Genomic DNA, 22,040 nt, shown 5'->3' with positions numbered 1-22,040 from the left:
TTTAAAAGTGGGGCCATCCCGGTTGGGGGTGGCCCCATTTTCATTTCACAACCGACTCTTGCGGCCCGTTGGAATCACGGCAGGCACCTACCAGGAGCTTTGACCTCCTCCTTTGGGTTCGGGAACCGCCGGCGGCGCGCTAGGCTGGAACCTGCCGGGCCACCCCACCACGGGTGGCCTTCGTTGCGTAGAGCGAGTAGCGGAGGCTACGGCACACAACGAGGTCTCAGCGGACCTACGGCAAATCAGGCTGGTCTCCCCTGACACTGAGGCGATATCGGGCATCTCCACCGCTCGGCGTATCCGGGAACTAGTAGCGCGGCCAGCGAACCGAGCGCATAGCCGTACGCGGTGAGCGAGCAACAGAGGACAGAAGTGAACAGAGAAGACGGGCGTGACGGCGTGAGCCGTGGCGGAGACAGCCGTGACGAGGGCAGGGACGTGAGCGGCCGCTCCGGGGGCTACCGCGGCGACGGGGGCAGAGACGGCTCGAGTAGCCGTGATGCGGGGCGGCGTGAAGGCGCCTCGGGAGAACGCGATCGCGGCGACCGCCCCTTCCGTTCTGACCGATCCGGCGGCTTCCGCGACCGCGAAGGTGGGACGGCCGGCCGGCCCGGGGCCCGCTCCGGTGGCGAACGAGGTGGCCGTTCCTACGGTGACCGTGACAACTTCCGCGCCGGCGATCGGCCGCGGCCCTCCTACGGCGATCGTGACGCATCACGTGGTGGCTACGGCAACCGCGACGACCGCGGCGCCGGTGCTCGTGACGGCGGCCGTCCCCCGCGTGAGGGAGGGCGCTACGGAGACCGTCCGGGCCGTTCTGACGACAACCGCGGCGGATATCGCGGAGGAGACCGCCCGCAGCGCCCTTCCGGTGACCGCGGCCCGTCCCAGGCCGGTGGCGGCTTCAGAGACCGTGACGACCGCGGAGGCCGTTCGTTCCGGTCCGACGAGCGGGGTACGCGACCGCCACGCGACGACCGCGAGGGTGGGCGGCGTTTCGGGAACGACCGCGAAGGCAGCAGGGAAGGGTACAGCGCGCGTCCGCCACGTGAGGGCGGCGGCGGCTTCGGCGGACGGTACGGTTCCCGTGATCGTGACGACCGGGGCGGCAGGCCGCCTCAGGCCCGTGACGATCGTGGTGGTCGGCCGTTCCAGCCCCGCGATGATCGTGGTGGTCGGCCGTTCCAGCCCCGCGATGATCGTGGTGGTCGGCCGTTCCAACCTCGCGATGATCGTGGTGGTCGGCCGTTCCAACCTCGCGATGATCGTGGTGGTCGGCCGTTCCAGCCCCGTGACGATCGTGGTGGTCGGCCGTTCCAGCCCCGCGATGATCGTGGTGGTCGGCCGTTCCAGCCCCGTGACGATCGTGGTGGCAGGCCGTTCCAGAGCCGCGACGACCGCGGCAACTCTGCCGGCGACCGCGGGCCGCGTGGCGAGGGGCGTTCCGATCGTCCTCAGCGGTCCTATGGGGACCGGGACGGATTCCGCGGAGGCGACCGCCCACAGCGCGCCGGTGGAGACCGCGGCAGCTACGGCGACCGTCCGCGTCGCTCGTTCGAGGATCGCGATGCGCCACGCGGCAGCTATGGCTCTCGCGACCGCGACGGTGGTGCCGACCGGCCGCCACGTGAGGGTGGCGGCTTCGGCGGCCGCTACGGCTCCCGCGACAGCGACCAGCGCGGAGGCGGCGGCTTCCGGGACGATCGCCGCAGTGGAGAAAGCCGGGAGCAGGGCCGTCCTCAGCGTGATCACGACCACGACGCGCGTCCGTTCCGTGATCGCGAGCGTTCCGATTCACGTGACCGTGCACCACGTCCGTACGGCGACCGCGACGATCGGGGCGGATCTCGGCCCTTCCGCCAGGAGGATGGCGGTGGAAGCCGCGCCAGGTACGGGAGGAACGAAGAGCCGCCCCGAGAGCGTGAGACGCTGCCAGAGCTCGAGGCGGACATCACTCCCGACGAGCTGGACAAGGAGACGCGTGCGGAGCTGCGCTCCCTGCCCACCGACCTCGCCGACCTGGTGGCGTCTCATCTCGTCGCGGCCGCTCGGGCGATGAGCGAGGACGAGCCCGAGCGAGCGTACGAGCACGCGAAGGTCGCCCGCCGCTTCGCCGGCAGGATCGGCATCATCAGGGAGGCCACCGGTATCGCGGCCTATCGCGCGGGGCAGTACGCCGAGGCGCTCGCCGACCTGCGCGCGGCGAGGCGGATGACGGGATCTGACGCCTACCTGCCCGTCATGGCGGACTGCGAGCGTGGTCTGGGACGTCCGGAGAGGGCTCTTGACCTCGTTCGTTCCAAGGAGGCCGAGCGCCTGGACCGTGAGGGCAAGATCGAGCTCGCGATCGTCGAATCAGGCGCACGGCGTGACATGGGCCAGTTCGACGCGGCCGTGGTCACCTTGCAGCGCCTGACGGAGCTGCGGGATCCGCAGCGCAGGGCATGGTCGGTGCGTCTGGCGTACGCCTATGCGGACGCCCTGGCGGCGGCAGGCCACGAGACCGCGGCCACCGACTGGTTCGAGCGGGCGATGACCTTCGACGAGGACGGTGAGACCGACGCTGCCGAACGGTACGCGGAACTCACCGGGGCTGTGATCGAAGACCTCGAAGAGGACTTCGACGAAGACGATGACGCAATCGAAGGTGAAGGCGACGACGACCTCGCAGGCGACCTCGGTGACGAGGCGGCGGCTGATGCTGTCGGCGACCTTGCCACGAACCCGCGTGACGTCGAAGCCGACAGTGCGGACGCCGGCGCCGACGACCTCGATGACGACCTCGATGATGAGGACGATGAGGACGACGCCCCCGACGCCGAGCCCGGCGACGAGTCCGGCGACGTGAGGATGGTCGGTGACATCCTCGACGACCTCCCTCAGGAGCGTGGATCAGCAGCTTCCCGCGCCGCTGAGGAGACGCCGATCGCGACCGCCCCGCAGGCCCCGGAGACCAAGGCTGATGAGGCCGAGCCCGCCTCGGCCCAAGCTGAGGATGGGGTTGCGGATCTGCCGGCAGAAGCCGGCAAGCCCGTATCAGTGGAAGCCGAGAAGGCCACAGCGGTTGACGCCGACAAGGTGGCGACAGAGCCGGCAGGTATCGTCTCGGAGCCGAAGAACGAGGTCAGCGCGTTCGGTCCGGCCTTCATCGAGCCCGACTTCGGTGACGTGATCGAGGACGCCGAAGATGACGAGGACGCTGAGGACGCCGACGGCGGCGTGAAGCGCCAGCCCTGATATCAACCTGAGAGCGCCGCCGCCGAGTGAATGATCATTCGGTGGCGGCGCTTTTCGGTGTCAGAACGTCTGCGTCGAGGTCGGACAGCGTCGGAGATGATGCGGCATCGGCCCCGGTCGCGCGATTCGTGCCCTGACGCCCGCGGTTTGCGTCCAGATACCGGCGGGTTCCTCCAGACGTCGGCGGGTTCGTCCAGACGTCGGCGGGGTCGATCGGGCGCAGGCAGGTTTGGTAGGGCGCCGCTGGGGTCGATCGGGCGGGCGAACTCAGGTGCCGGAGCGGTCGAGCCAGTGCATGATCCCGCCCACGTTCGACTGGGCGCCGCTGAGGAGCTCGAACCGTTCGGCGGTGGCCGTATCGGTCTGGAGCGCGGCGTAGCGCTCCCGTGTCCGGTCACGGACCATGGCCACCGCGTGATCGAGGTCGAGACCTTCCGCGCGGGCCTGCTTGGTGAGGTCCACCCACACGCGGAGCTCTTCCGCCGACCGTTCGAGCGTCGCGGGCACGTCGTCGACCGGGCCGTAATGGCTGAAGAGCAGTCGCTGCGGGCCGAGCGCTCCGAAGAGCTCGATCGATCTGAGTGCCACTTCCAGATCGAAGTCCGGGGGCGGGCTCGCCGGGCGAAGGTCGCCCGTCTCCGGCAAATAGACCCCGGCGGCGTCTCCCACATAGAGGTCGCCGGTGAGCGAGTCGAGCAGTCCTACGTGGTGTTTGGCATGTCCGGGGGAGTAGTGGCTCGACAAGGCGCGGCCGTTGCCCAGATCGACGGTGCCCACGTCACCGAGCGCCCGGATCCTGGCCGCGTCAGTGGGCGCGAGTGTGCCGAACAAGGTGTCGAGCTTGTCGCCCCAGACCATTTTCGCGCTGGCCATCAGCCGCGCCGGGTCGGCGAGATGCCGCGCGCCCTTCTCGTGCACGACGATCTCGGCGGACGGGTAGAAGCCGGCGATGTCCCCGACGCCCCCCGCGTGGTCGAGATGGATGTGGGTCACCACCACGGTGGCCAGATCGTCCGGACCCACGCCGAGAGAGGCGAGAGCATCCCGTACGACCGGTGCCGAGGTGGAGGTTCCCGTCTCCACCAGGCAGGGGCGGTCCCCGAGGATGAGGTAGCCGGCGGTGATGCCCGAATACCCGGCCATCCTGGTGTCGATCTCGTATACGTCCCCGCCGAGCGGCGTCACGTTGTCCACAGGCCACCCCAGTAATCAGAACCGGTTCACACAGAATCGCATTCAGCTCATCGACGCCCCAGCCTATTCATCCACAGTGATCTCCACGAAGGAGAGGGGATCAGATGCACCGCAACGAGGTGATGCTGGTGGGCCGGCTGTCCATGGAGCCGGTCGGCAGGGAACTGCCCAGCGGCAGCCTGCTCACGCAGTGGCGGCTCGCCGTCCGCCGCCCGGATGACCATCCCGGCCGCCAACGGTCCGACGCGATCGAGTGCGCGACGTTCGACGACGAGGTGCGCGACATGGTCACCGGCTGGCTGGTCGACGACGTCATCGAGGTCCAGGGCGCCCTCCGCCGCCGCTGGTGGCGGGGCGGCAGCCGTTACGAGGTCGAGGTCCGGACCGCCCGGCGTGTCGCCCGTGCGCCGGACGGCCCCGCCGATCACGCGGATCACGCGGATCACGCCGATCACGCGGATCACGCCGACCACGCGGACCAATCCGATCACGCCGATCACGCGGACCAGAACGAGCGGGCCGATCAGAACAGGCGAGCCGAAAGCGAGGAGGCCAAGGCGCCGGAGAGGTCCAGGAAGGGATCCCGCCGTAGGCCGGTGATAAGCCTGCGCCGATCACGACCGGCCCCGGACGCGCAGCCGGACGTCCGGGGCGCGGGCGCTGCGGCAGCCTCCGAGAACGGACACGGGACGAGCGCCGATGACGTGGCCGGATAAGGCTCGACGGCTCGCTCTACGCCGATCCCGACCGCCGGGTTCGCGCGAGGACGCGTGTGCCCGGCGATCAGTTCGCGGCGAAGACGCGCAGAACGAGCCCGGTGCGCGGCTTGGGGCCGAACGAGGTGGACTTGCGCGGCACCCGTTCGCCCTGAGCCGCCACCGCGAGGACGTCGACGGTGGAGAGCGGGTTGAGGATCACGGCCGTTCCCGAGTGCTGCCGCGCCAGCCGTACGGCGGCGAGGGGATCATGATGGACGACCAGCACGGCCTCCTCGCTGTCCTCGATGCCCCAGACCTTGGGGAACAGGAACGTGGTGAGGATCGCGGTGTCGAGCGACCGCCATCGCGTCGAATGATCGGCCGGCAGGGCATGGTCGAGTTGCATCGGGTCCGGATCGGTGAGGAGGTGGGCCGCGCCCTCTCCGGCCAGCACGAACGCGGGGCCCGTTGCGGCCGCGAGCTCGGACAGCGCCTCGTCCAGAGAGGCGAACTCGTGGACCTGCCAGGCGCCCTTGGCGCGGGCCGCCGCCTCTTCCAGCGGCAACCCCGGGATCACCCGGTGGATCGCCCGCAGCTCCGGAGGGTAGGCCAGGGAGTCGACCAGGAAGGCGAGCCCGTAATCCCACGGGCCGGCCTCGGCGTGGTCGCCGCGCAACGCCTCGTAGGTCGCGTAGCGGTGGTGCCCGTCGGCGATCAGCGCCTGACGGTCACGCAGATCTCCCTCTACCGCGACGATCTCATCCGGATCGGTCACCGCCCAGAGCCGATGGCGGATCCCGTCGGCCGTCTGGAGGTCGGCGAGCGGCGGCCGCTGGGCGGCCACGTCGTCGACCAGCCGCGACGTCGCTCCGCCGCCTTCGTAGAGCAGGAAGATCGGCTCGAGGTTGGCCTCAGTCGCCCGCATGAGCGCCAGGCGGTCGGCGACGGGCCCGGGCATGACGTTCTCGTGCGGCAGCACGGAGGAAGAGCCGACCCCGAGCGCGCCGATCAGGCCGCGCTGCAACAACCGCGGTCCACTCTGCTCATAGACGTACAGTCCCGGCTGGTCGTCGGTCGTGAGCACGCCGGAGGTCAGCCATTCGCTCAACAGGGCCCTGGCCTCGCCGTAATGTCCCGTTCCGGGAAGGATCAGGCGCACCACGTTGTTCGCATGACGAGCGAGCAAATCCCGCATGTCGTCCGGGGAGATGAGGTCGTAGGGCGGGGAGGTGACCGCGGGCAGATCGTCCACCGCGAATCGCACGCCGTGGAACGGACGTAGCACCAGTCCCGCCCGTTCAGAACTCTCCATACCGGGCATGTTGCCATAAGGCCCGGCTCCCCGATGCTGCGGTGCCCGGTTCTTCAGGAAATCGGTTGCAGGAGGCCTTTCCCCATGATCCAGGGACGAAACGGAGCGTCTGACGCTGCCGGCTATCCACCCGGCGGCCCGTCCGGCGATGTCTATGAGTGGTTCCAGCGTGGCGTGAAGCTTCTCACGGACGGAAGCCCGGCCGCGGCCGCCGCCATACTCGAGCGGGCGGCGCAGGCCGAGCCCGAATCACCCAGCATCCGAGAGGCCCTGGCTCGTGCCCAGTTCAACTCTCGTCAGTACACCGAGGCAGCAGGGAGTTTCCGGTTGATCGTCGAGGCCAACCCGACAGAGGACTACGCCTACTACGGGCTCGGAATGGCCCTGTGGCGCGCCGGGGACATCGAGGCCGCCCAGGAGCCGCTCGCCGTGGCCGTCGCCATGCGTCCCCTGCGTCACTATGTTTCGGCGCTCAGCCAGGTCCGCGCCACGCTGCGGGCGAGGCAGGCATGACGAACGGGCGGGATGAGGCGGCAGGCGCCGGGGCGCTGCTCGGCGGGTACGACACGCTCCTCCTTGATCTGGACGGCGTGGTCTATCTGGGCGACCACGCCGTCGACGGCGCTCCCGAGGCGCTGGAGCTGGCCAGGAAGGAGGGTGTGCGGCTGGCCTTCGTGACCAACAACGCCTCGCGCACCCCCGGAGCGATCGCCGAGCATCTGCGTCGTCTGGGCGTGACGGCCGCCTCGGAGGACGTGGTGACCTCCGCGCAGGCGGCCGCCCGTCTGGTGGCGGAACACGTGCCGCCGGGCTCGGCCGTCCTCGTCGTGGGGGGAACGGGATTGCGCGTCGCCGTGCGGTCACACGGCCTCCGTCCGGTGACCACGGCTCTGGACGCCCCCGCGGCGGTGATCCAGGGCATCTGGCAGGGCCTGTCCTATGGCTTGCTCGCGGAAGGCGCCCTCGCGGTACGGCAGGGCGCGTGGTTCGTGGCCGCCAACGGCGACACGACCATGCCCACGAAGAAGGGCGAACTGCCGGGGAACGGGGCGATGAGCCGGGTCATCGCCGCGGCCGCCGGAGTCGAACCGGTGGTGGCGGGCAAGCCCGAGCCCCCGTTGCACCGCGAGTCCGTGATCCGGACGGGCGCGAAGCGGCCTCTGATCGTCGGCGACCGCCTGGACACCGACATCGAGGGAGCCACTCGCGCGGGCGTGGACAGCCTCCTCGTCCTCACCGGGGTGACCGGTCCCCTCGAACTGCTCACTGCCGGGCCCGAACACCGCCCCTCACACATCGCCCCCGACCTGTCGGGTCTGCACGCACCGGCGGCGGACGTACACAGGCAGGACTCGGGCTGGACGTGCGGCGGCTGGACCGCGACCTGGAAGGACGGGCACCTCGACATCGACGGAGGAGGAGACCCCGTGGACGGCCTGCGTGCCGCCTGCGCCGCGGCCTGGGAGGCGGCGGGCGACGGACGCGCGGACGAGGACGCGGTCAAGGCCGTGCCCGCGACCCTGGGATTCTGACCCCCAGGAGAACGGGTGATCAGAGAAGCTTACGCAGGCGCAGGAGGTCGCCGAGGCTGGCGTCGATCTTGACGCGGCCGCCGAGCAGAGCGCGTCCCATGTCGAGCTCGCCGTTGACCAGGGAGATCAGGTCCTCGCTGGAGATGGTGAGCTTGACCTCCGCCGGGCGGCCGTCCTCGGGGGCGACCTCCTTGAACGGGTCGAGCCCGTTGCGGTGGATCCGGCCGTAGAAGGTCACGCCGAGGTCGGAGATGCGGCATGCCAGCCTGCGCTCGACCACGTGCTTGGCGCGATCTTCCGCGCTGACCTCGTCGAACTGCTCGACGAGCTTCTCCAGCGCCGCCCGGCACTCCTCGACGGTCGCCATGTGCGCCCTCTCCCTTCCCACGGACCAACATCAGATACCGGCTACCAGGGACGGTAGCGTTCCAGACGAACCGCGCGCGAGATCCGGCACGTGAGGCGCGGCGAAAAACGTTCTCGAGCGGGGGTGTCACGCGACTCGGGAGGTGGACGGCCGCCGTCCGGGGGCCGGTGGGAAACCGCCTCTCCCGGCACGGCCGCGAGGCACGCGGGCCCCCTCGCATGGCGGGGCGGGCCGCGCACAGCTTACACAGCGGGTCCGGACTGGCGACCAGGTCCGCCGCGGCGTGTACGGGCGTGAGGGCGCGGCATCGGGCGGCTTCCGATACCGTCGGGGTGGCCGGTGAATGCGCAGCATGCCCGGCTCCCGAGACGACGAGCACGAGCAGACGACGAGCACGAGCAGGACCCAGGACCATCCCGGCGCGCGATCGCCGTCACCGGACGCGGGCGGTACAGCCGGCGGAGAGGCGGCGAGGCCGCACCCGGGCAGGGCCGGGCCCCAGGAGGGAACCATGACGGACATCGGAAGCGAAGCGCCCGCCTGGCTCGCGGTCCCGAACGCTCGGACGGGAGAGACCCCGGCCACGGTCCCGGGCACGGTCCCAGCGGGGGTCCCGGCCACGGTTCCGGGCGCGGTCCCCGGCGGGGCTCCAGCGGGGCCAGCGGGGGCTCCAGGCGCGGGCGCCCACCCGGCTGGGCACCAGGATGCCCAGGATGCCGCGGGCGGCGTCGAGACGGCCCTGTCCCCCTTGGGGCGGCTGGCCGAGGCACCCGTTTCCGAGCACGTCGGGATCTTCGAAGACGTCCTGACGGGGCTGGAGGCGGTCCTGACCTCCGTGGACGAGCCCCTCCCCGACAGCGAGCGGTGACCATGCCGAGTTCGGCCTCCGGCGACGGGCGGCATGCCAGGTGAAGCGGATGCGGCTGGACAGCGAACTCGTCCGCCGGGGGCTCGCACGCTCGCGTGAGCAGGCGGCGCAGCTCATCGAGGCGGGCAGGGTGTCGGTGTCGGGCAGGGCGGCGGCCAAGGCCGCGACCCAGGTGGACATCGCCGCCGCCATCGTGGTGGCCGAGGCGCCGGAGGGCCCCGACTACGTCTCCAGAGGCGCGCACAAGCTCCTCGGGGCGCTCGACGCGTTCGAGGGGCTGACGGTCGAGGGCCGGCGCTGCCTGGACGCGGGCGCCTCCACCGGTGGTTTCACCGACGTGCTGCTCAGGCGCGGCGCGGGGCACGTGCTCGCCGTGGACGTGGGCTACGGCCAACTCGCCTGGTCCCTGCGGACGGACGACCGGGTCACCGTGATGGAACGCGTGAACGTCCGTGACCTGACGCCTGAAATGGTGGGGGAGCCGCCGACGCTGATCGTCGGCGACCTGTCCTTCATCTCCCTCCGCCTGGTCCTTCCCGCACTGGTGAACTGCGCGGCGGACGTCGCCGAGTTCGCCATGCTCGTGAAGCCCCAGTTCGAGGTGGGCAAGGACCGGGTCGGCGCAGGAGGCGTCGTCCGTGACCCGGTTCTGCGGGCGCAGGCCGTACGGGACGCGGCCCTGGCGGCCCAGGCACTCGGGTTGACGGTCAAGGGCGTGACGGCGAGCCCGCTGCCCGGCCCGTCGGGAAACGTGGAATACCTTCTGTGGCTCGGGAAGGGCCCGGGACACGATCCGGTGCCGGCCCTCGACCCGGCCATCGAACGGGCGGTGGCGGAGGGACCCCAGTGACATCGGCGCGGCGGCCACAACGGTGAGCAGGCACACGCGGACGGCGGTGACGGCATGACGGCGACGGATGCGATGAGGGTGGGACCCCGGTGAGCGACCCCGTGAACACCAAGCGCACGATCGTGGTCACGGCCCACACGGGCAGGGAGCCGGCGGTACGCAGCGCCCGCCTGGTGATGGACCGCCTGATCGGCGCCGGGCTGAGCGTCCGCGTGCTGGACGGCGAGGCGGAGGAGATCGGCTGCGCGGGCGCGGGGATGGTCCCCGAGACACCGGAGGCGATCGGCGACGCCGAACTGATCATCGTCCTCGGTGGCGACGGGACGCTGCTGCGCGCCGCCGAACTGGCCCGTCCGGCAGGGGTCCCCCTGCTGGGAGTCAACCTCGGCCATGTCGGGTTCCTGGCGGAGGCCGAGGTGGAGGATCTCGCCGCGGCCGTGGACCGGGTCGTCGAGAACCGCTACGACGTCGAGGAGCGGATGACGATCGAGGTGACGATCCGCCTCAACGGGGAGACGCTCGCCACGACCTGGGCGCTCAACGAGGCCTCGGTCGAGAAGGTCGACCGCATGCTCGAGGTCGTCGCCGAGATCGACGGGCGTCCCCTGTCCCGCTGGGGCTGCGACGGGGTGATCTGCGCGACGCCGACCGGGTCGACGGCGTACGCGTTCTCGGCCGGCGGCCCCGTGGTCTGGCCCGAGGTGGAGGCGCTGCTCCTGGTGCCCAACAGCGCCCATGCGCTGTTCGCGCGGCCGATGGTGGTCTCCCCCCGGTCCACGCTCGCGGTGGAGATCGTCCCGGAGACCGGGGCGGGCGTGCTCTGGTGCGACGGCCGCCGCCGCTTCGACATCCCGCCGGGCGCCAGGGTCGAGGTCCGCCGGGCCGACACCTCGGTACGGCTGGCCCGCCTCCTGGCGGCCGAGACCACGGGAGCCCCGTTCACCGACCGGCTCGTCGCGAAGTTCGGCCTGCCTGTGGAGGGGTGGCGCGGCCGGGTCCGGTCCCAGTGACCCCCCGGCGCGGTCGTCCGCCGATCCCCACAGGGCACCCCAGTCCTCGAAAATCTTGGCGAGTTGCGCGTAGGATCTCTGGCGGAATCGGTCGGCGGAATGGAGGGACCAGTGCGACCAAGGGTCGAGGAGGTCCGCATCCAGGGACTCGGCGTGATCGACGAAGCCGTCCTGGAGCTGTCACCCGGTTTCACCGTCGTCACGGGTGAGACAGGTGCGGGTAAGACGATGGTCGTCACGGGACTGGGGCTGCTGTTCGGCGGCCGCGCGGATCCCGCGAGAGTCCGCCCCGGCGCGGACAAGGCCACGGTCGAGGGCACGCTGATCGTCGATCCGGACGGCCGGGTGGCCCAGCAGGTGGTCGACGTCGGCGGCGAGATCGAGGAAGGCGAGCTGATCATCTCCCGCACGGTGTCCGCCGAGGGCCGTTCGCGGGCCTGGCTCGGCGGCCGCACCGTCCCGGTCGGGACTCTGACGTTCCTCGCCGATGATCTGGTCGCCGTCCACGGGCAGATGGACCAGCAGCGGCTGCTTCAGCCGGGCCGCCAGCGGGCGGCGCTCGACCGCTATGCCGGCGACGAGCTCATCAAGCCGCTCCGGGCCTACGAGCAGGCCTACAAGCGTCACAAGCAGGTGGCCGACCTGCTCAACGAGCTGACGGTCAAGGCCAGGGAGCGGGCGCAGGAGGCCGACGTCCTCCGCTTCGGCCTGGAGGAGATCGAGAAGGCGGAGCCGAGGGCGGGCGAGGACGCGGAGCTGAAGGAGGAGGCCGAGCGGCTCTCCCACGCCGACGCGTTGCGGACGGCGGCCACCACCGCGCACACCGCTCTCCTGGGCGATCCCATGTCGAGCACCGAGGCGGTGCACGACGCGGTCTCGCTGGTGGGCCAGGCCAAGTCGGCCGTCGAGGCCGTGCGGCAGTTCGACCCCGCCCTGGCCGGTCTGGCCGACCGGCTGGCCGAGGCCGGTTACCTCATCTCCGACGTGGCGACGGAGCTGGCGGCCTACGCCGAGTCCGTCGACGCCGATCCGGCGCGGCTGGCGGCCGTACAGGAGCGCAGGTCGGTCCTGACCGGCCTCGTCCGCAAGTACGGCGAGGACGTGACGGCGGTGCTGTCCTGGGCCCAGCGGGCCGCGGATCGGCTCACCGACCTCGACGGCGACGACGAGCGGATCGACGAGCTGACCCGCGAGCACACCGAGCTGACCGACCGGCTCAAGGAGCTGGCCGGCGAGCTGACGGGTATCCGGACGGCGGCGGCGGACCGCTTCGGCGACGCGGTGACGGCGGAGCTGGCCGCTCTGGCGATGCCGTACGCCAGGGTCAGCGTCGCGATGACGCAGAGCGTCGATTTCGGCCCGCACGGAGTCGACGAGGTGGAGTTGCGCCTGGCCTCCCACCCGGGGGCTCCGGCGCTGCCGCTGACGAAGGGCGCGTCCGGCGGCGAGCTGAGCCGCGTCATGCTGGCCATCGAAGTGGTCTTCGCCGGCGCCGATCCCGTGCCGACGTTCGTCTTCGACGAGGTCGACGCGGGCGTGGGCGGCAAGGCGGCCGTCGAGATCGGCAGGCGCCTGGCCAAGCTGGCGCGTACCGCCCAGGTCATCGTGGTCACCCACCTGCCCCAGGTGGCGGCCTTCGCCGATCAGCACCTCGTCGTGGAGAAGGCCCGCGACGGCAGCGTGGTCCGCAGCGGTGTGGTCGCCCTCGACCAGGAGGGCCGCGCCAGGGAGCTGTCGAGGATGCTCGCGGGCCTGGAGGATTCCGAGCTCGGCCGGGCACACGCCACGGAGTTGCTGTCCATCGCCGCGGCGGACAAGGCCGCCGATTGACACTTGATCGTCGGCATAACACCGTGTGACAAAAACAACACACTGCGGGGTGCGTGACCATTCCGGCCGCCGCCTCTGGCAGGATGGTTCTTGATGAAGGTCCTGAGCTTGAATGTTCCGGGCCTCCGCCGCAGGAAGGTCGACGACCTTCCCGGGGTAACGGCTGTGGCGAGAATCGACAGGCGTACGAAGAGGCTGACCAAGCGTCTCAACGCCGGTGAAATAGCGATCATCGACCATGTCGACGTTGACCGGGTCAGCGGGGAGGCTCTGGTCGCGTGCGGTGCCGCGGCCGTGGTCAACGTGGCCACGGGCATCAGCGGGCGCTATCCCAACCTGGGCCCGCAGATCCTGCTGGACGCGGGCATCCCGGTGATCGACAACGCGACCCCCGAGCTGTTCGAGCGCGTCGCGGACGGCGACGTGATCCGCGTCCACGAGGGGATGGTCTACCTCGACGACGAGATCGTCGGCAAGGGTGAGGCCCAGACCGCCGAGACGATCTCCGCCGCGATGACCGAGGCCCGGGCCGGGCTGGCCGTCCAGATCGAGGCGTTCGCCGCCAACACCATGGAGTACGTCAAGCGCGAGCGCGACCTGCTCATCGACGGCGTGGGCGTCCCGGACATCCGCACGGTGATCGAGGGACGGCACGTCCTGATCGTGGTCCGCGGCTACCACTACAAGGAGGACATCGCGACGCTCCGGCCCTACATCCGGGAGTACCGGCCGGTGCTGATCGGTGTCGACGGCGGTTCGGACGCGTTGATCGAGGCGGGCTACACGCCGCACATCATCGTCGGCGACTTCGACTCGGTCTCGGAGAAGGCGCTGTGCTGCGGCGCCGAGCTGGTCGTGCACGCCTACCGGGACGGCCGGGCCCCCGGCCTCGAGCGCGTCCAACGGCTGGGGCAGCAGGCCATCGTGTTCCCGGCGACCGGGACGAGCGAGGACATCGCGATGTTGCTGGCCGACGACAAGGGCGCGACCCTGATCGTCGCCGTCGGCACCCACTGGACACTGGACGAGTTCCTCGACAAGGGCAGATCCGGCATGGCGAGCACGTTCCTCACCCGGCTGAGGATCGGGAGCAAGCTCGTGGACGCCAAGGGCGTCAGCCGGCTCTACCGCAGTCGAATATCCACTTCATCCCTGCTCCTGCTCGTGGCGACGACACTGATCACCATCGGCGTGGTCCTGTCGGTGTCGCCGATCGGCCAGGTCTGGCTGAACGGCCTGCTCGACGCCTGGAACAGCTTCATCTTCTGGCTGGTCGGACTCTTCTCGTGATCGATTTCCGGTACCACCTCGTCTCGATCGTGGCGATCTTCCTGGCGCTCACGGTCGGCATCGTGCTCGGCAGCACGGTCCTGGAGCCCGCGTTCTACAAGTCGGCGGAGGAGACGACGTCGTCGTTGCAGCAGAGCAACGAGAAGCGTCTGTCGGAGATCTCCGAGCTCCAGACTCGCGAGAACGGCAACGACTCCCTCGTCACGGCGCATCTGTCGGATCTCGTCCGGGGCGCCCTGCCGGGGGAGCGGGTCGTCCTCGTCGAGTCTCCGGGGGCTCCCGCGGGCCTGCGTGACCCGATCGAGAATCTGGTGACCGACGCCGGCGCGGTCTTCGCGGGCCGGATCAGCCTGACCGACAAGTTCGTCGCGGCCGACCAGGAAGCGATCGTGGACGGGCTCGCCAACTCGCTCACCCCTGTGGGGACCAAGTTCCCGGACGAGGCCACGCCGTACGACAAGGCGGCGACCGTCCTGGGGGGCGCGATCGTGACGAACGACCGGACGAAGGCGGGCCGCGAGAATCCGGCCACGATGGGAGTGCTCGACGCCTTCCAGGCCGCCGGGCTGCTCAACATGAACGGCACCCCCGGACAGCTCTCCACCATGGCCATCGTGCTGGCTCCCGCACAGGCCTACGAGGACGACAACGCGGCCAAGGCGACCGCCGCCGTGGTCTCGGTGGCCGCGGGCCTGGACGCGCTCGACCTCGGCACCGTCCTCGCCGGTACGACCGTCGCCTCCGGCGCGGGCGGGGCCATCGCGGCGCTCCACGACACGGGAGAGGCCGCCTCGAACGTGTCCACCGTCGACACCGTGGATATGGCCGCGGGCCGTGCCGTGGTGGTCTACGCTCTGCGGGAGCAACTGATCGGTCGTGCCGGGGCGTACGGCGTCGGCGGCGGGTCGACGTCGTTCGAGCCCGAGGTCGCGATCAGCCCCAGCCCGGCGGCACACGGCTGAACGTGCGTGGACGCCGGTCACAATGCCTGACAAGCCTCCGCGAAACGTAACGCCTGACAAGCCTCCGCGAAGCGTCCGGATGACGACGACGAGCGCCTGACGAAGAAGGAACCAGCTGTGGCCCATCGCTCCCCGCTCGGCTCTGTGGCCGGTGCCGTGTTCGGGGCCGTCCTCGGCGCCGTCGCCGCACGGGCCGCCTACGCCGCCTTCAAGAGGCGTCCTCCCCTCGGCGACGAGAAGACCGCCGAGGAGTACTGGACCAGGACCAACCACCGGGGAGAACCCGTCACGCTGCTGGAGGGCCCGGCGTTTGTCGCGGGCGCCGGCGCGGCCATCGCCCTCGCGCCCGGGGTGCCCGCGCGACTCAAGGCGGCGGGCGTGCTCGCCGGCGTCGGCAGCGGAGTGCTCGGCGCGTACGACGACGTTTTCGGTACGACCTCGTCCAAGGGATTCAAGGGCCACCTGGCCGCTCTCAGCCGCGGCGAGGTCACGAGCGGGGCCGTGAAGATCCTGGGCATCGGCGCCACCGGGCTCGCGGCGGCCGTGATGTCCCCGGCGACGCCGGACAACGGCGCGCGGAAGCCGGGCGTGGTGTCGCGCACGTTCGGTACGCTGGTCGACGGCGCGCTGATCGCCGGAAGCGCAAACCTGGCCAACCTCTTCGATCTCCGGCCCGGTCGTGCGATCAAGGTGGGCCTGCTCGCCGGAATCCCGCTGGTGGCCGCCTCCGCACGGGCGAACTCCCGTGCCGCCGCGCTGGCCGCGATCCCCCTGGGGGCGGCCGTCGCCCTCCTGCCCGAGGACCTCGGCGAGCGGGCGATGCTCGGCGACTCCGGGGCCAACGCCCTGGGCGCTCTGCTCGGCCTCGCCGCGACGGTGCAGTTGGGCAGGCCCGGCCGGCTTGTGCTGCTCGGCACGGTGGCCGCGCTCACGGCGGCCTCCGAGAAGATCAGCTTCACCAAGGTCATCGCCGGCAACCCCGTCCTGAACCGCCTCGACATGCTCGGCCGCCGCCCTCCGCAGGCTCCGGCGGGGACCGCACGGCCCACCGAGTGACACGGCATCACCTCCCGCGACGCGGACGCCCGACCGGCGTCCGCGGCAGGCCGCGACCGCATGTCTAGACGGTTCGGCGCCGGGGTCGCCGGGGCCGCGGTGCTGATCGGGGTCATCACGATCCTGGCGCGCGTCACCGGCTTCGCCAAGCAACTGGTCTTCGCCAGAGCGGTGGGGACCAACTGCCTGGCCACGGCGTACTACACGGCCAACCAGGTGCCCAACATCATCTTCGAGCTCGTGGTGGGCGGGGCGCTGGCGGGGATGGTCGTGCCGGTGCTCGCCGGCGCCGCCGCCCGGCAGACGGCCGACGCGCGTGCGGAGGTCGGCCGGATCTCGTCGGCGCTGCTCACCTGGGTGCTCGTGCTGCTGGTCCCGCTCGGCCTCCTGACGGCGCTCCTCGCCGGTCCGGCGATGCGGCTGCTGACCAGCGGCGTCAGGGACTGCGATCCCGCGGCTGTGGCTGCGGTCGCCGCGCGCATGCTGGTGGCCTTCGCCCCCCAGATCCCGCTGTACGGCCTGGCCGTCGTCCTCTACGGCGTGCTCCAGGCGCACCGGCGGTTCACCGGGCCGGCGGTGGCCCCGCTCGTGTCGAGCGTGGTGGTGATCATCGCCTATCTGGCGTTCGTCCCGCTCAGCGCCGGGGACAGCGATCCGGCGTCCGTGCCCGGCCCCGCGGAGATCGCCCTGTCGGTCGGGACGACGCTCGGGGTGCTCGCGCTGGTCGTGACCGTCATCGGGCCGGCCTCCCGGCTGGGGGTGAGATGGCGGCCGACTCTGCGCTTTCCCGACGGCGTCGCCGTACAGGTGCGGCGGCTGGCCCTCGCCGGGCTCAGCGCGCTGGTCGCGCAGCAGGCCGCGATGGCCATCGTGATCCCGCTGGCCAACCAGGACGTCGGCGGAGGAGCGCTGGCGGCCTACAACTACGCCTGGGCCATCTATCAGGTCCCCTACGCCGTGCTGGCCGTCCCCATCGCGACCAGTGCCTTCCCGGTGCTCTCCGCCCGGGCGCAGGACGCGGACCGTGCGCCCTTCGCGGCTCTGTCGGCGCAGACCACGCGAGCCGTCCTGATCGTCTCCGGTCTGGCCGCCGGCGCGCTCGCCGCGGTCGCCGAGCCTGTGGCGCAGGTGTTCCTCGGGCAGGCCGACACGAAGATCGCGCCGGCGCAGTTCGCCTCGGCCATCGCGTTGTTCGCTCCCGGTCTGATCGGCTACGGCCTCATGGCGCACCTGAGCAGAGTCCTGTACGCGAGCGGCCGTGGGCGCGCCGCCGCCCGCGGCATGGTCATCGGGTGGCTGGTCGTCATCGCGGCCCAGGTGGCGTTCGCGCGGACCTTCCCCGCTGACTGGAAACTGGGCGGGCTCGCCCTCGGCCAGGCCGCCGGCATGACGGTGGGGGGCGTGATCCTCCTGGTGTCGGTTTTCAGGGACCGTGGCGCGGAGGCGCTGAACGGGGTTCCCCGGGCGGCGCTGGCCGCCGTCGTGGGAGGCGGAGGAGGTCTGCTCGCCGGCCTCGGCGTCGTGCACGTGCTGGGCGGCTCCGGCCTCTGGGCGGGTGTCGCGGTCGCGGCCCTGGCGGGCGTTTGCGCGGTGTGCGTGGGGACGCTCGCCGCGGCCGCCGTCGACAGGAGAGACCTGCTTGCCGTCGTCGCACGGCTTCGCGGACGCCAGGACGCGCAGGACCCCGCGGAGATCGCCTGACCTGGCTTCGTCAGCGGTGGGAAGGGAGTGGGCATGAAGGTGGCGCTCGTGCTGGGAACCAGCGCGGGAGGCGTGGGCAGGCACGTCCGGATGCTCGCGGAGGGACTGGTCGGCAACGGCGACGAGGTGGTCGTGGCCGGTCCGCCGAGCGTGGAGGAGTCCTTCGGCTTCACCGGCGTGGGTGCCCGTTTCGCCGCCGTGCCGATCGCGGATCGCCCGCATCCCGTGAACGACCTCAGGTCGATCGCCCGCCTCAGGGCGATCACCCGGGGCGCGCATGCCGTACACGCCCATGGCCTGCGCGCGGGCGCTCTCGCGGCGGTGGCCCTGAGCGGGGGGCGCCGCCGTCCGGGCCTCGTGGTCACCCTGCACAACGCCGTCACGGCGGGGGGCGCGATCGGGGCCGTCTACGGGGCGCTGGAGCGGATCGTCGCCCGCAGGGCGGACCAGGTGCTGGTCGTCTCGCCGGACATCGGCGAGCGCATGCGCGCCAGGGGAGCCCGCCACGTGAGCGCGGCCGTGGTCCCCGCTCCGCCGCTCGGGAGGCCGTCCCGGACCCCGGAGGAGGTACGGCAGGAGCTCGCCGGCCTGGCCGGCGACCGGTCAGTGGAGGACACCTCCCCGGGCGGCAGGCCCGTGCTGCTGACGGTGGCCAGGCTCGCCCAGCAGAAGGGTCTGGAGACGCTGCTGGACGCGTCGGCCCGGCCGTACGACGTCCGTCCCTTGTTCGTCGTGGCGGGAGACGGGCCCCTGCGGGCGGAGCTCCAGGCCCGGATCGACGCCGAAAGCCTGCCGGTCCTGCTGTACGGCTGGGCGGCCACGGCCGAACTGCTCCAGGTGGCGGCGGCGGTGGTCGTGCCGAGCAGGTGGGAGGGCCAGCCCCTGAGCCTCCACGAGACGCTGAAGGCGGGCAGGCCCGTCATCGCGACCCGGGTGGGTGGCATTCCCGGCATGGTGGGGGACGCCGCCCTCCTCGTCCCACCCGGCGACGCCGTGGCGCTGGGTGAGGAGATCGCACGTGTCCTCGGCGACTCGGCCTTGGCCGGGCGGCTGGCGGCGGCCTCCGCGCGTCGCGGGGAGGAGCTTCCCGGCGAGGCGGACGCTGTGCGCTCGGTGATGGACGCCTACCTGACGGTGTCCCGGGACGGCGGAGGGTGACCCCCGCGTAGCCCCGCCCGGCACGTGGGCCGGCACCTCCTTCCACCTGCGCCGATGGGAGTGCTAGTCCGCCTGATTAGGTCAACCTAAGCCTGATCCATATACTGAACGCGTTGGGGGGGAGTATCCCTTCGCGACAGCCCCGTCATCACGGCGTCCGCGCCCGGGACTGTCGGTCCACCTCGGTGGGCGGGAGAGACCTCCGGCAGTGTCTTCGCGCGCGCCGGAAGGTCTTCATCTTGAGTGTTCCTCTTTGGGCATGGGTCGCCGTCATCGTCGGCCTGCTCGTCGTCCTCGCGATCGACCTGTGGATCGTCGACCGCGGTGAACCCCGGGAGTTCTCGCTCCGCCAGGCGGGGTTCTGGGTCGGCTTCTACGTCTCGCTGGCCGTCCTCTTCGGCGCGATCTTATTGATCTTCCGTGGGACCCAGGCGGGAGGCGAGTTCTTCGCCGGGTACCTGACCGAGTACAGCCTCAGCGTGGACAACCTGTTCGTCTTCTACATCATCATGGGGCGTTTCGGCGTGCCGAGGATCTACCAGCACAAGGTGCTGCTGGTGGGCATCGTGCTCGCGCTGATCATGCGCGGCATCTTCATCGCGGTCGGCGCGGCCGTCCTCAACCAGTTCAGCTGGCTCTTCTACGTCTTCGGGGTCTTCCTCGTCTACACGGCCTACACGCTGGTCCGCGACCACAACAAGCAGGAAGAGGAGTTCAACGAGAACCTCCTCCTGCGCTGGGCGCGGCGGGTGTTCCCGACCACGCCCGACTACGTCGGCTCGCGCGCGATCGTCCGCGTGAACGGCCGGCGGATGGTCACTCCGATGTTGATCGTCATGATCGCGATCGGCACCACCGATCTGCTCTTCGCGCTCGACTCGATTCCGGCGATCTTCGGGCTAACCAAGGACGCCTTCATCGTCTTCACCGCCAACGTGTTCGCCCTGATGGGACTGCGTCAGCTCTACTTCCTGCTGGGTGGTCTGCTGCAGCGCCTGGTCTACATCAGCTACGGGCTTGCGTTCATCCTGGGTTTCATCGGGGTTAAGCTCGTTTTGGAGGCACTGCACGAGACCGGCGTCTCCTGGGCGCCTCAGATCCCTATCTGGCTCTCCCTGTCCGTCATCGGCGTCACGATGGCGATCACGACCGTCGCCAGCCTGATCAAGGTCAGGCGGGACACGGTGGCCGCTTCGGCGCAGGGTCAGGATGCCCCGCAGGGTCAAGAAGCCTCACAAGGGTAGGAAGCCTCACAGGGGTAGCGAAACGGGCAACGAAACTGTTTGCTTGTCTCGTTGTGCCGTGCAATGACCGACCGGTCGGTAATATCGTCCGTTAAGGCGCAAACCGGTCCATAGTCGCTACAGAGTACAAAGGTTCCCTGTGTCCAACGATTCTGAATTTTCCCGCGACCTCGTCCAGGCCGCGGGAGGTCCCGGTCGGATCCGGCTCGCGCGTGGGGTGTCGCCATGGCTGGCGCCGACCGCCACGGCGGCGGCTGTCACCACCCTTCTCATCCGCAGGTCCCCCAAGTGGGCACTGGCCGCCGCACCTTTGGCGGCCCTGACGGGTGGAATGCTCTGGTTCTTCCGCGATCCCGAGCGGGTGCCGGGACGGGGCAGGGTGATCTCGCCGGCCGACGGAGTCGTCCAGAGCATCGATCCGTGGGCCGACGGCCGTACACGGGTGGCGATCTTCATGAGCCCCCTGAACGTGCACGTCAACCGGGCGCCGGTGGAGGGCACGATCACGTCGGTCGAGCACGTGGCCGGCGGGTTCGTCCCCGCGTTCAACAAGGACAGCGACAAGAACGAGCGCGTGGTCTGGCATTTCGACTCCGACCTCGGAGACATCGAGATGGTGCAGATCGCCGGCGCCGTGGCCCGCCGGATCGTGCCGTACCTGGAGGCGGGAGCCAAGGTGACCCAGGGCGAGCGGGTCGGACTGATCCGGCTGGGCTCCCGGGTCGACGTCTACCTGCCCGAGGGCGTCGCTCCCGCGGTCACCGTGGGCGACAAGACCGTGGCGGGGGTGACGCGCCTTGACCACATCTGATCTCGGTGCGGACGCGAGCTGGCCGGTCGAAGGGCTGGCCGACGAGCCCCAAGGCCCGGTCGGCAAGGCCTTCCGTCTGTCGGCCGCAGACTCGCTTTCGCTCGGAAACGCCCTCAGCGGCTTCCTCGCCGTCTGCCTGCTCGCGTGGTCGGCGATCACCGATCTGCAGTCCGGCGTCAAGTTCGAGCCCGACCCCCGGTTCTTCGGCACCGCGGTGGTCCTGCTGCTCGTCGGTGCGACGTGCGACCTGTTCGACGGCCTCGTGGCCAGGAGGTTCCGCGCGTCGGCGATGGGCGCCGAACTGGACAACCTCGCCGATGTGATCAGCTTCGGCTTCGCTCCCGCCTTCATGGTGGTGATCTGGGGCGGGTTCTCCGGCAGGGTGCCTCTCTGGCTCGTGTTGTTCGCCGCCGCCTCGGTCCTGCTCGCCGGTGTCGTACGGCTGGCCCGCTTCGCCTGCGTGAAGACCAAGAGCGGCGACTTCATGGGTCTGCCGATCCCGATGGGCGCGATGACCGTGGTGTCGATCGTGCTGCTCTTCCAGCCGGGATATGTGACGATCGCCGGGATCATCGCGGTCGCGTGGCTGATGGTCAGCCGGATCGAGTACCCCAAGCCGAAGGGCAACCTCGCCGCCGTCGTCCTCGCCTGGATGATGATCAACGTGGCGTGCCTCATCATCTGGGCGGCCCGCCTGGCCGGAGGCGACCAGCTGATCACCGTGGGCGCCGTCATGCAGATCGCCATGGTGTCGGCGATTCCGTTGCGCGTTCTGATGTTCAAAAAGCAGCGGCGCAGGGAACGACGCGAGGAGAGCGTGGGCTGACGCCGATGGTGAACAGGGGTCTGACCAGGAACTACGGTCACTCGGGCCCCTTCAGCGTCGGGCATGTCAGCAGGGCATGATCGTCAGGCGG

Annotated in this window: 19 protein-coding genes and 1 pseudogene; 17 read left to right on the top strand and 3 right to left on the bottom strand. The window is 70.6% G+C overall.

The window, feature by feature from the left end:
- Positions 1-351 precede the first annotated feature (351 nt).
- Positions 352-1,482 (top strand): annotated as a pseudogene (locus tag Psi02_RS41315) (hypothetical protein); the annotation flags it as partial.
- Between the two features lie 576 nt (positions 1,483-2,058).
- On the top strand, positions 2,059-3,240 hold the full coding sequence (locus Psi02_RS22515; protein ID WP_239095072.1) for a hypothetical protein: 1,182 nt from the start codon (positions 2,059-2,061) through the stop codon (positions 3,238-3,240).
- 267 nt (positions 3,241-3,507) lie between these two features.
- Here Psi02_RS22515 and Psi02_RS22510 read toward each other — a convergent pair whose 3' ends face one another.
- Positions 3,508-4,434, bottom strand: coding sequence for an MBL fold metallo-hydrolase (locus tag Psi02_RS22510; RefSeq protein ID WP_239095071.1), 927 nt, complete (start codon positions 4,432-4,434; stop codon positions 3,508-3,510).
- Positions 4,435-4,538: 104 nt separating this feature from the next.
- On the opposite strand from Psi02_RS22510, the gene Psi02_RS22505 reads away from it, so the two are divergent.
- Positions 4,539-5,150, top strand: coding sequence for a single-stranded DNA-binding protein (locus Psi02_RS22505; protein ID WP_203977235.1), 612 nt, complete (start codon positions 4,539-4,541; stop codon positions 5,148-5,150).
- A gap of 67 nt (positions 5,151-5,217) precedes the next feature.
- On the opposite strand, the gene Psi02_RS22500 is transcribed toward Psi02_RS22505, so the two are convergent.
- Complete coding sequence (locus tag Psi02_RS22500; RefSeq protein ID WP_239095070.1) at positions 5,218-6,444, bottom strand: DUF1015 family protein; 1,227 nt, start codon at positions 6,442-6,444, stop codon at positions 5,218-5,220.
- A gap of 84 nt (positions 6,445-6,528) precedes the next feature.
- On the opposite strand from Psi02_RS22500, the gene Psi02_RS22495 reads away from it, so the two are divergent.
- A complete protein-coding gene (locus tag Psi02_RS22495) occupies positions 6,529-6,957 on the top strand; it encodes a tetratricopeptide repeat protein (protein ID WP_203977231.1) in 429 nt (142 codons plus the stop codon).
- The gene (locus Psi02_RS22490; protein ID WP_203977228.1) at positions 6,954-7,976 is read left to right on the top strand and encodes an HAD-IIA family hydrolase; all 1,023 of its coding nucleotides are present in this window, start codon (positions 6,954-6,956) and stop codon (positions 7,974-7,976) included. Before Psi02_RS22495 ends, Psi02_RS22490 begins: the two co-directional genes overlap by 4 nt.
- A gap of 19 nt (positions 7,977-7,995) precedes the next feature.
- On the opposite strand, the gene Psi02_RS22485 is transcribed toward Psi02_RS22490, so the two are convergent.
- A complete protein-coding gene (locus Psi02_RS22485; protein ID WP_203977220.1) occupies positions 7,996-8,343 on the bottom strand; it encodes an SCP2 sterol-binding domain-containing protein in 348 nt (115 codons plus the stop codon).
- Between the two features lie 511 nt (positions 8,344-8,854).
- Here Psi02_RS22485 and Psi02_RS22480 point away from each other — a divergent pair.
- The 12 genes from Psi02_RS22480 to pssA all read left to right on the top strand — a co-directional run bounded on the left by Psi02_RS22480 (position 8,855) and on the right by pssA (position 21,949).
- Complete coding sequence (locus Psi02_RS22480; protein WP_203977218.1) at positions 8,855-9,211, top strand: hypothetical protein; 357 nt, start codon at positions 8,855-8,857, stop codon at positions 9,209-9,211.
- Positions 9,212-9,260: 49 nt separating this feature from the next.
- Positions 9,261-10,061: a TlyA family RNA methyltransferase gene (locus Psi02_RS22475; protein WP_203977216.1), complete on the top strand. Its 801-nt coding sequence runs from the start codon at positions 9,261-9,263 to the stop codon at positions 10,059-10,061.
- 101 nt (positions 10,062-10,162) lie between these two features.
- Positions 10,163-11,071, top strand: coding sequence for an NAD kinase (locus tag Psi02_RS22470; protein WP_203977241.1), 909 nt, complete (start codon positions 10,163-10,165; stop codon positions 11,069-11,071).
- Between the two features lie 111 nt (positions 11,072-11,182).
- Entirely contained in the window at positions 11,183-12,901 is a 1,719-nt protein-coding gene (gene recN / locus Psi02_RS22465; RefSeq protein WP_239095069.1) for a DNA repair protein RecN, read from the top strand.
- A 93-nt stretch (positions 12,902-12,994) separates the two neighbouring features.
- Positions 12,995-14,191: a putative cytokinetic ring protein SteA gene (gene steA / locus Psi02_RS22460; RefSeq protein ID WP_203977213.1), complete on the top strand. Its 1,197-nt coding sequence runs from the start codon at positions 12,995-12,997 to the stop codon at positions 14,189-14,191.
- The gene (locus Psi02_RS22455; protein WP_203977211.1) at positions 14,188-15,153 is read left to right on the top strand and encodes a copper transporter; all 966 of its coding nucleotides are present in this window, start codon (positions 14,188-14,190) and stop codon (positions 15,151-15,153) included. The genes steA and Psi02_RS22455 overlap by 4 nt, the downstream gene beginning before the upstream one ends.
- 117 nt (positions 15,154-15,270) lie before the next feature.
- Positions 15,271-16,209 carry a hypothetical protein gene (locus Psi02_RS22450; RefSeq protein ID WP_203977209.1) on the top strand — a complete coding sequence of 313 codons (939 nt, stop codon included), beginning with the start codon at positions 15,271-15,273 and terminating at the stop codon, positions 16,207-16,209.
- A gap of 60 nt (positions 16,210-16,269) precedes the next feature.
- Entirely contained in the window at positions 16,270-17,910 is a 1,641-nt protein-coding gene (gene murJ, locus Psi02_RS22445) for a murein biosynthesis integral membrane protein MurJ (RefSeq protein ID WP_203977207.1), read from the top strand.
- 33 nt (positions 17,911-17,943) lie between these two features.
- Positions 17,944-19,068, top strand: a complete 1,125-nt coding sequence (locus Psi02_RS22440) for a glycosyltransferase (protein ID WP_203977205.1) — start codon at positions 17,944-17,946, stop codon at positions 19,066-19,068.
- A 239-nt stretch (positions 19,069-19,307) separates the two neighbouring features.
- Positions 19,308-20,312: a TerC family protein gene (locus tag Psi02_RS22435; protein ID WP_203977203.1), complete on the top strand. Its 1,005-nt coding sequence runs from the start codon at positions 19,308-19,310 to the stop codon at positions 20,310-20,312.
- A 139-nt stretch (positions 20,313-20,451) separates the two neighbouring features.
- Positions 20,452-21,123, top strand: coding sequence for a phosphatidylserine decarboxylase (locus Psi02_RS22430; RefSeq protein ID WP_373317656.1), 672 nt, complete (start codon positions 20,452-20,454; stop codon positions 21,121-21,123).
- On the top strand, positions 21,110-21,949 hold the full coding sequence (gene pssA / locus Psi02_RS22425) for a CDP-diacylglycerol--serine O-phosphatidyltransferase (protein ID WP_203977201.1): 840 nt from the start codon (positions 21,110-21,112) through the stop codon (positions 21,947-21,949). Before Psi02_RS22430 ends, pssA begins: the two co-directional genes overlap by 14 nt.
- Positions 21,950-22,040: the final 91 nt, after the last annotated feature.

Origin of the sequence: Planotetraspora silvatica, assembly GCF_016863315.1 — a bacterium.
In the GTDB taxonomy this organism is placed as follows: domain Bacteria; phylum Actinomycetota; class Actinomycetes; order Streptosporangiales; family Streptosporangiaceae; genus Planotetraspora; species Planotetraspora silvatica.
Note: the sequence above shows the minus strand (reverse complement) of the source record. Positions and strands in the feature narration are given on the sequence as shown.

Bases quoted from the DNA above. Each gene is read 5' to 3' on its own strand.
- Psi02_RS22480 (WP_203977218.1), top strand. From the start codon at position 8,855: ATGACGGACATCGGAAGCGAAGCGCCCGCCTGGCTCGCGGTCCCGAAC.
- Psi02_RS22440 (WP_203977205.1), top strand. From the start codon at position 17,944: ATGAAGGTGGCGCTCGTGCTGGGAACCAGCGCGGGAGGCGTGGGCAGG.
- Psi02_RS22475 (WP_203977216.1), top strand. From the start codon at position 9,261: ATGCGGCTGGACAGCGAACTCGTCCGCCGGGGGCTCGCACGCTCGCGT.
- Psi02_RS22485 (WP_203977220.1), bottom strand. From the start codon at position 8,343: ATGGCGACCGTCGAGGAGTGCCGGGCGGCGCTGGAGAAGCTCGTCGAG.
- murJ (WP_203977207.1), top strand. From the start codon at position 16,270: ATGTCTAGACGGTTCGGCGCCGGGGTCGCCGGGGCCGCGGTGCTGATC.
- Psi02_RS22505 (WP_203977235.1), top strand. From the start codon at position 4,539: ATGCACCGCAACGAGGTGATGCTGGTGGGCCGGCTGTCCATGGAGCCG.
- Psi02_RS22515 (WP_239095072.1), top strand. From the start codon at position 2,059: ATGAGCGAGGACGAGCCCGAGCGAGCGTACGAGCACGCGAAGGTCGCC.
- Psi02_RS22495 (WP_203977231.1), top strand. From the start codon at position 6,529: ATGATCCAGGGACGAAACGGAGCGTCTGACGCTGCCGGCTATCCACCC.
- steA (WP_203977213.1), top strand. From the start codon at position 12,995: ATGAAGGTCCTGAGCTTGAATGTTCCGGGCCTCCGCCGCAGGAAGGTC.
- Psi02_RS22490 (WP_203977228.1), top strand. From the start codon at position 6,954: ATGACGAACGGGCGGGATGAGGCGGCAGGCGCCGGGGCGCTGCTCGGC.
- Psi02_RS22500 (WP_239095070.1), bottom strand. From the start codon at position 6,444: ATGGAGAGTTCTGAACGGGCGGGACTGGTGCTACGTCCGTTCCACGGC.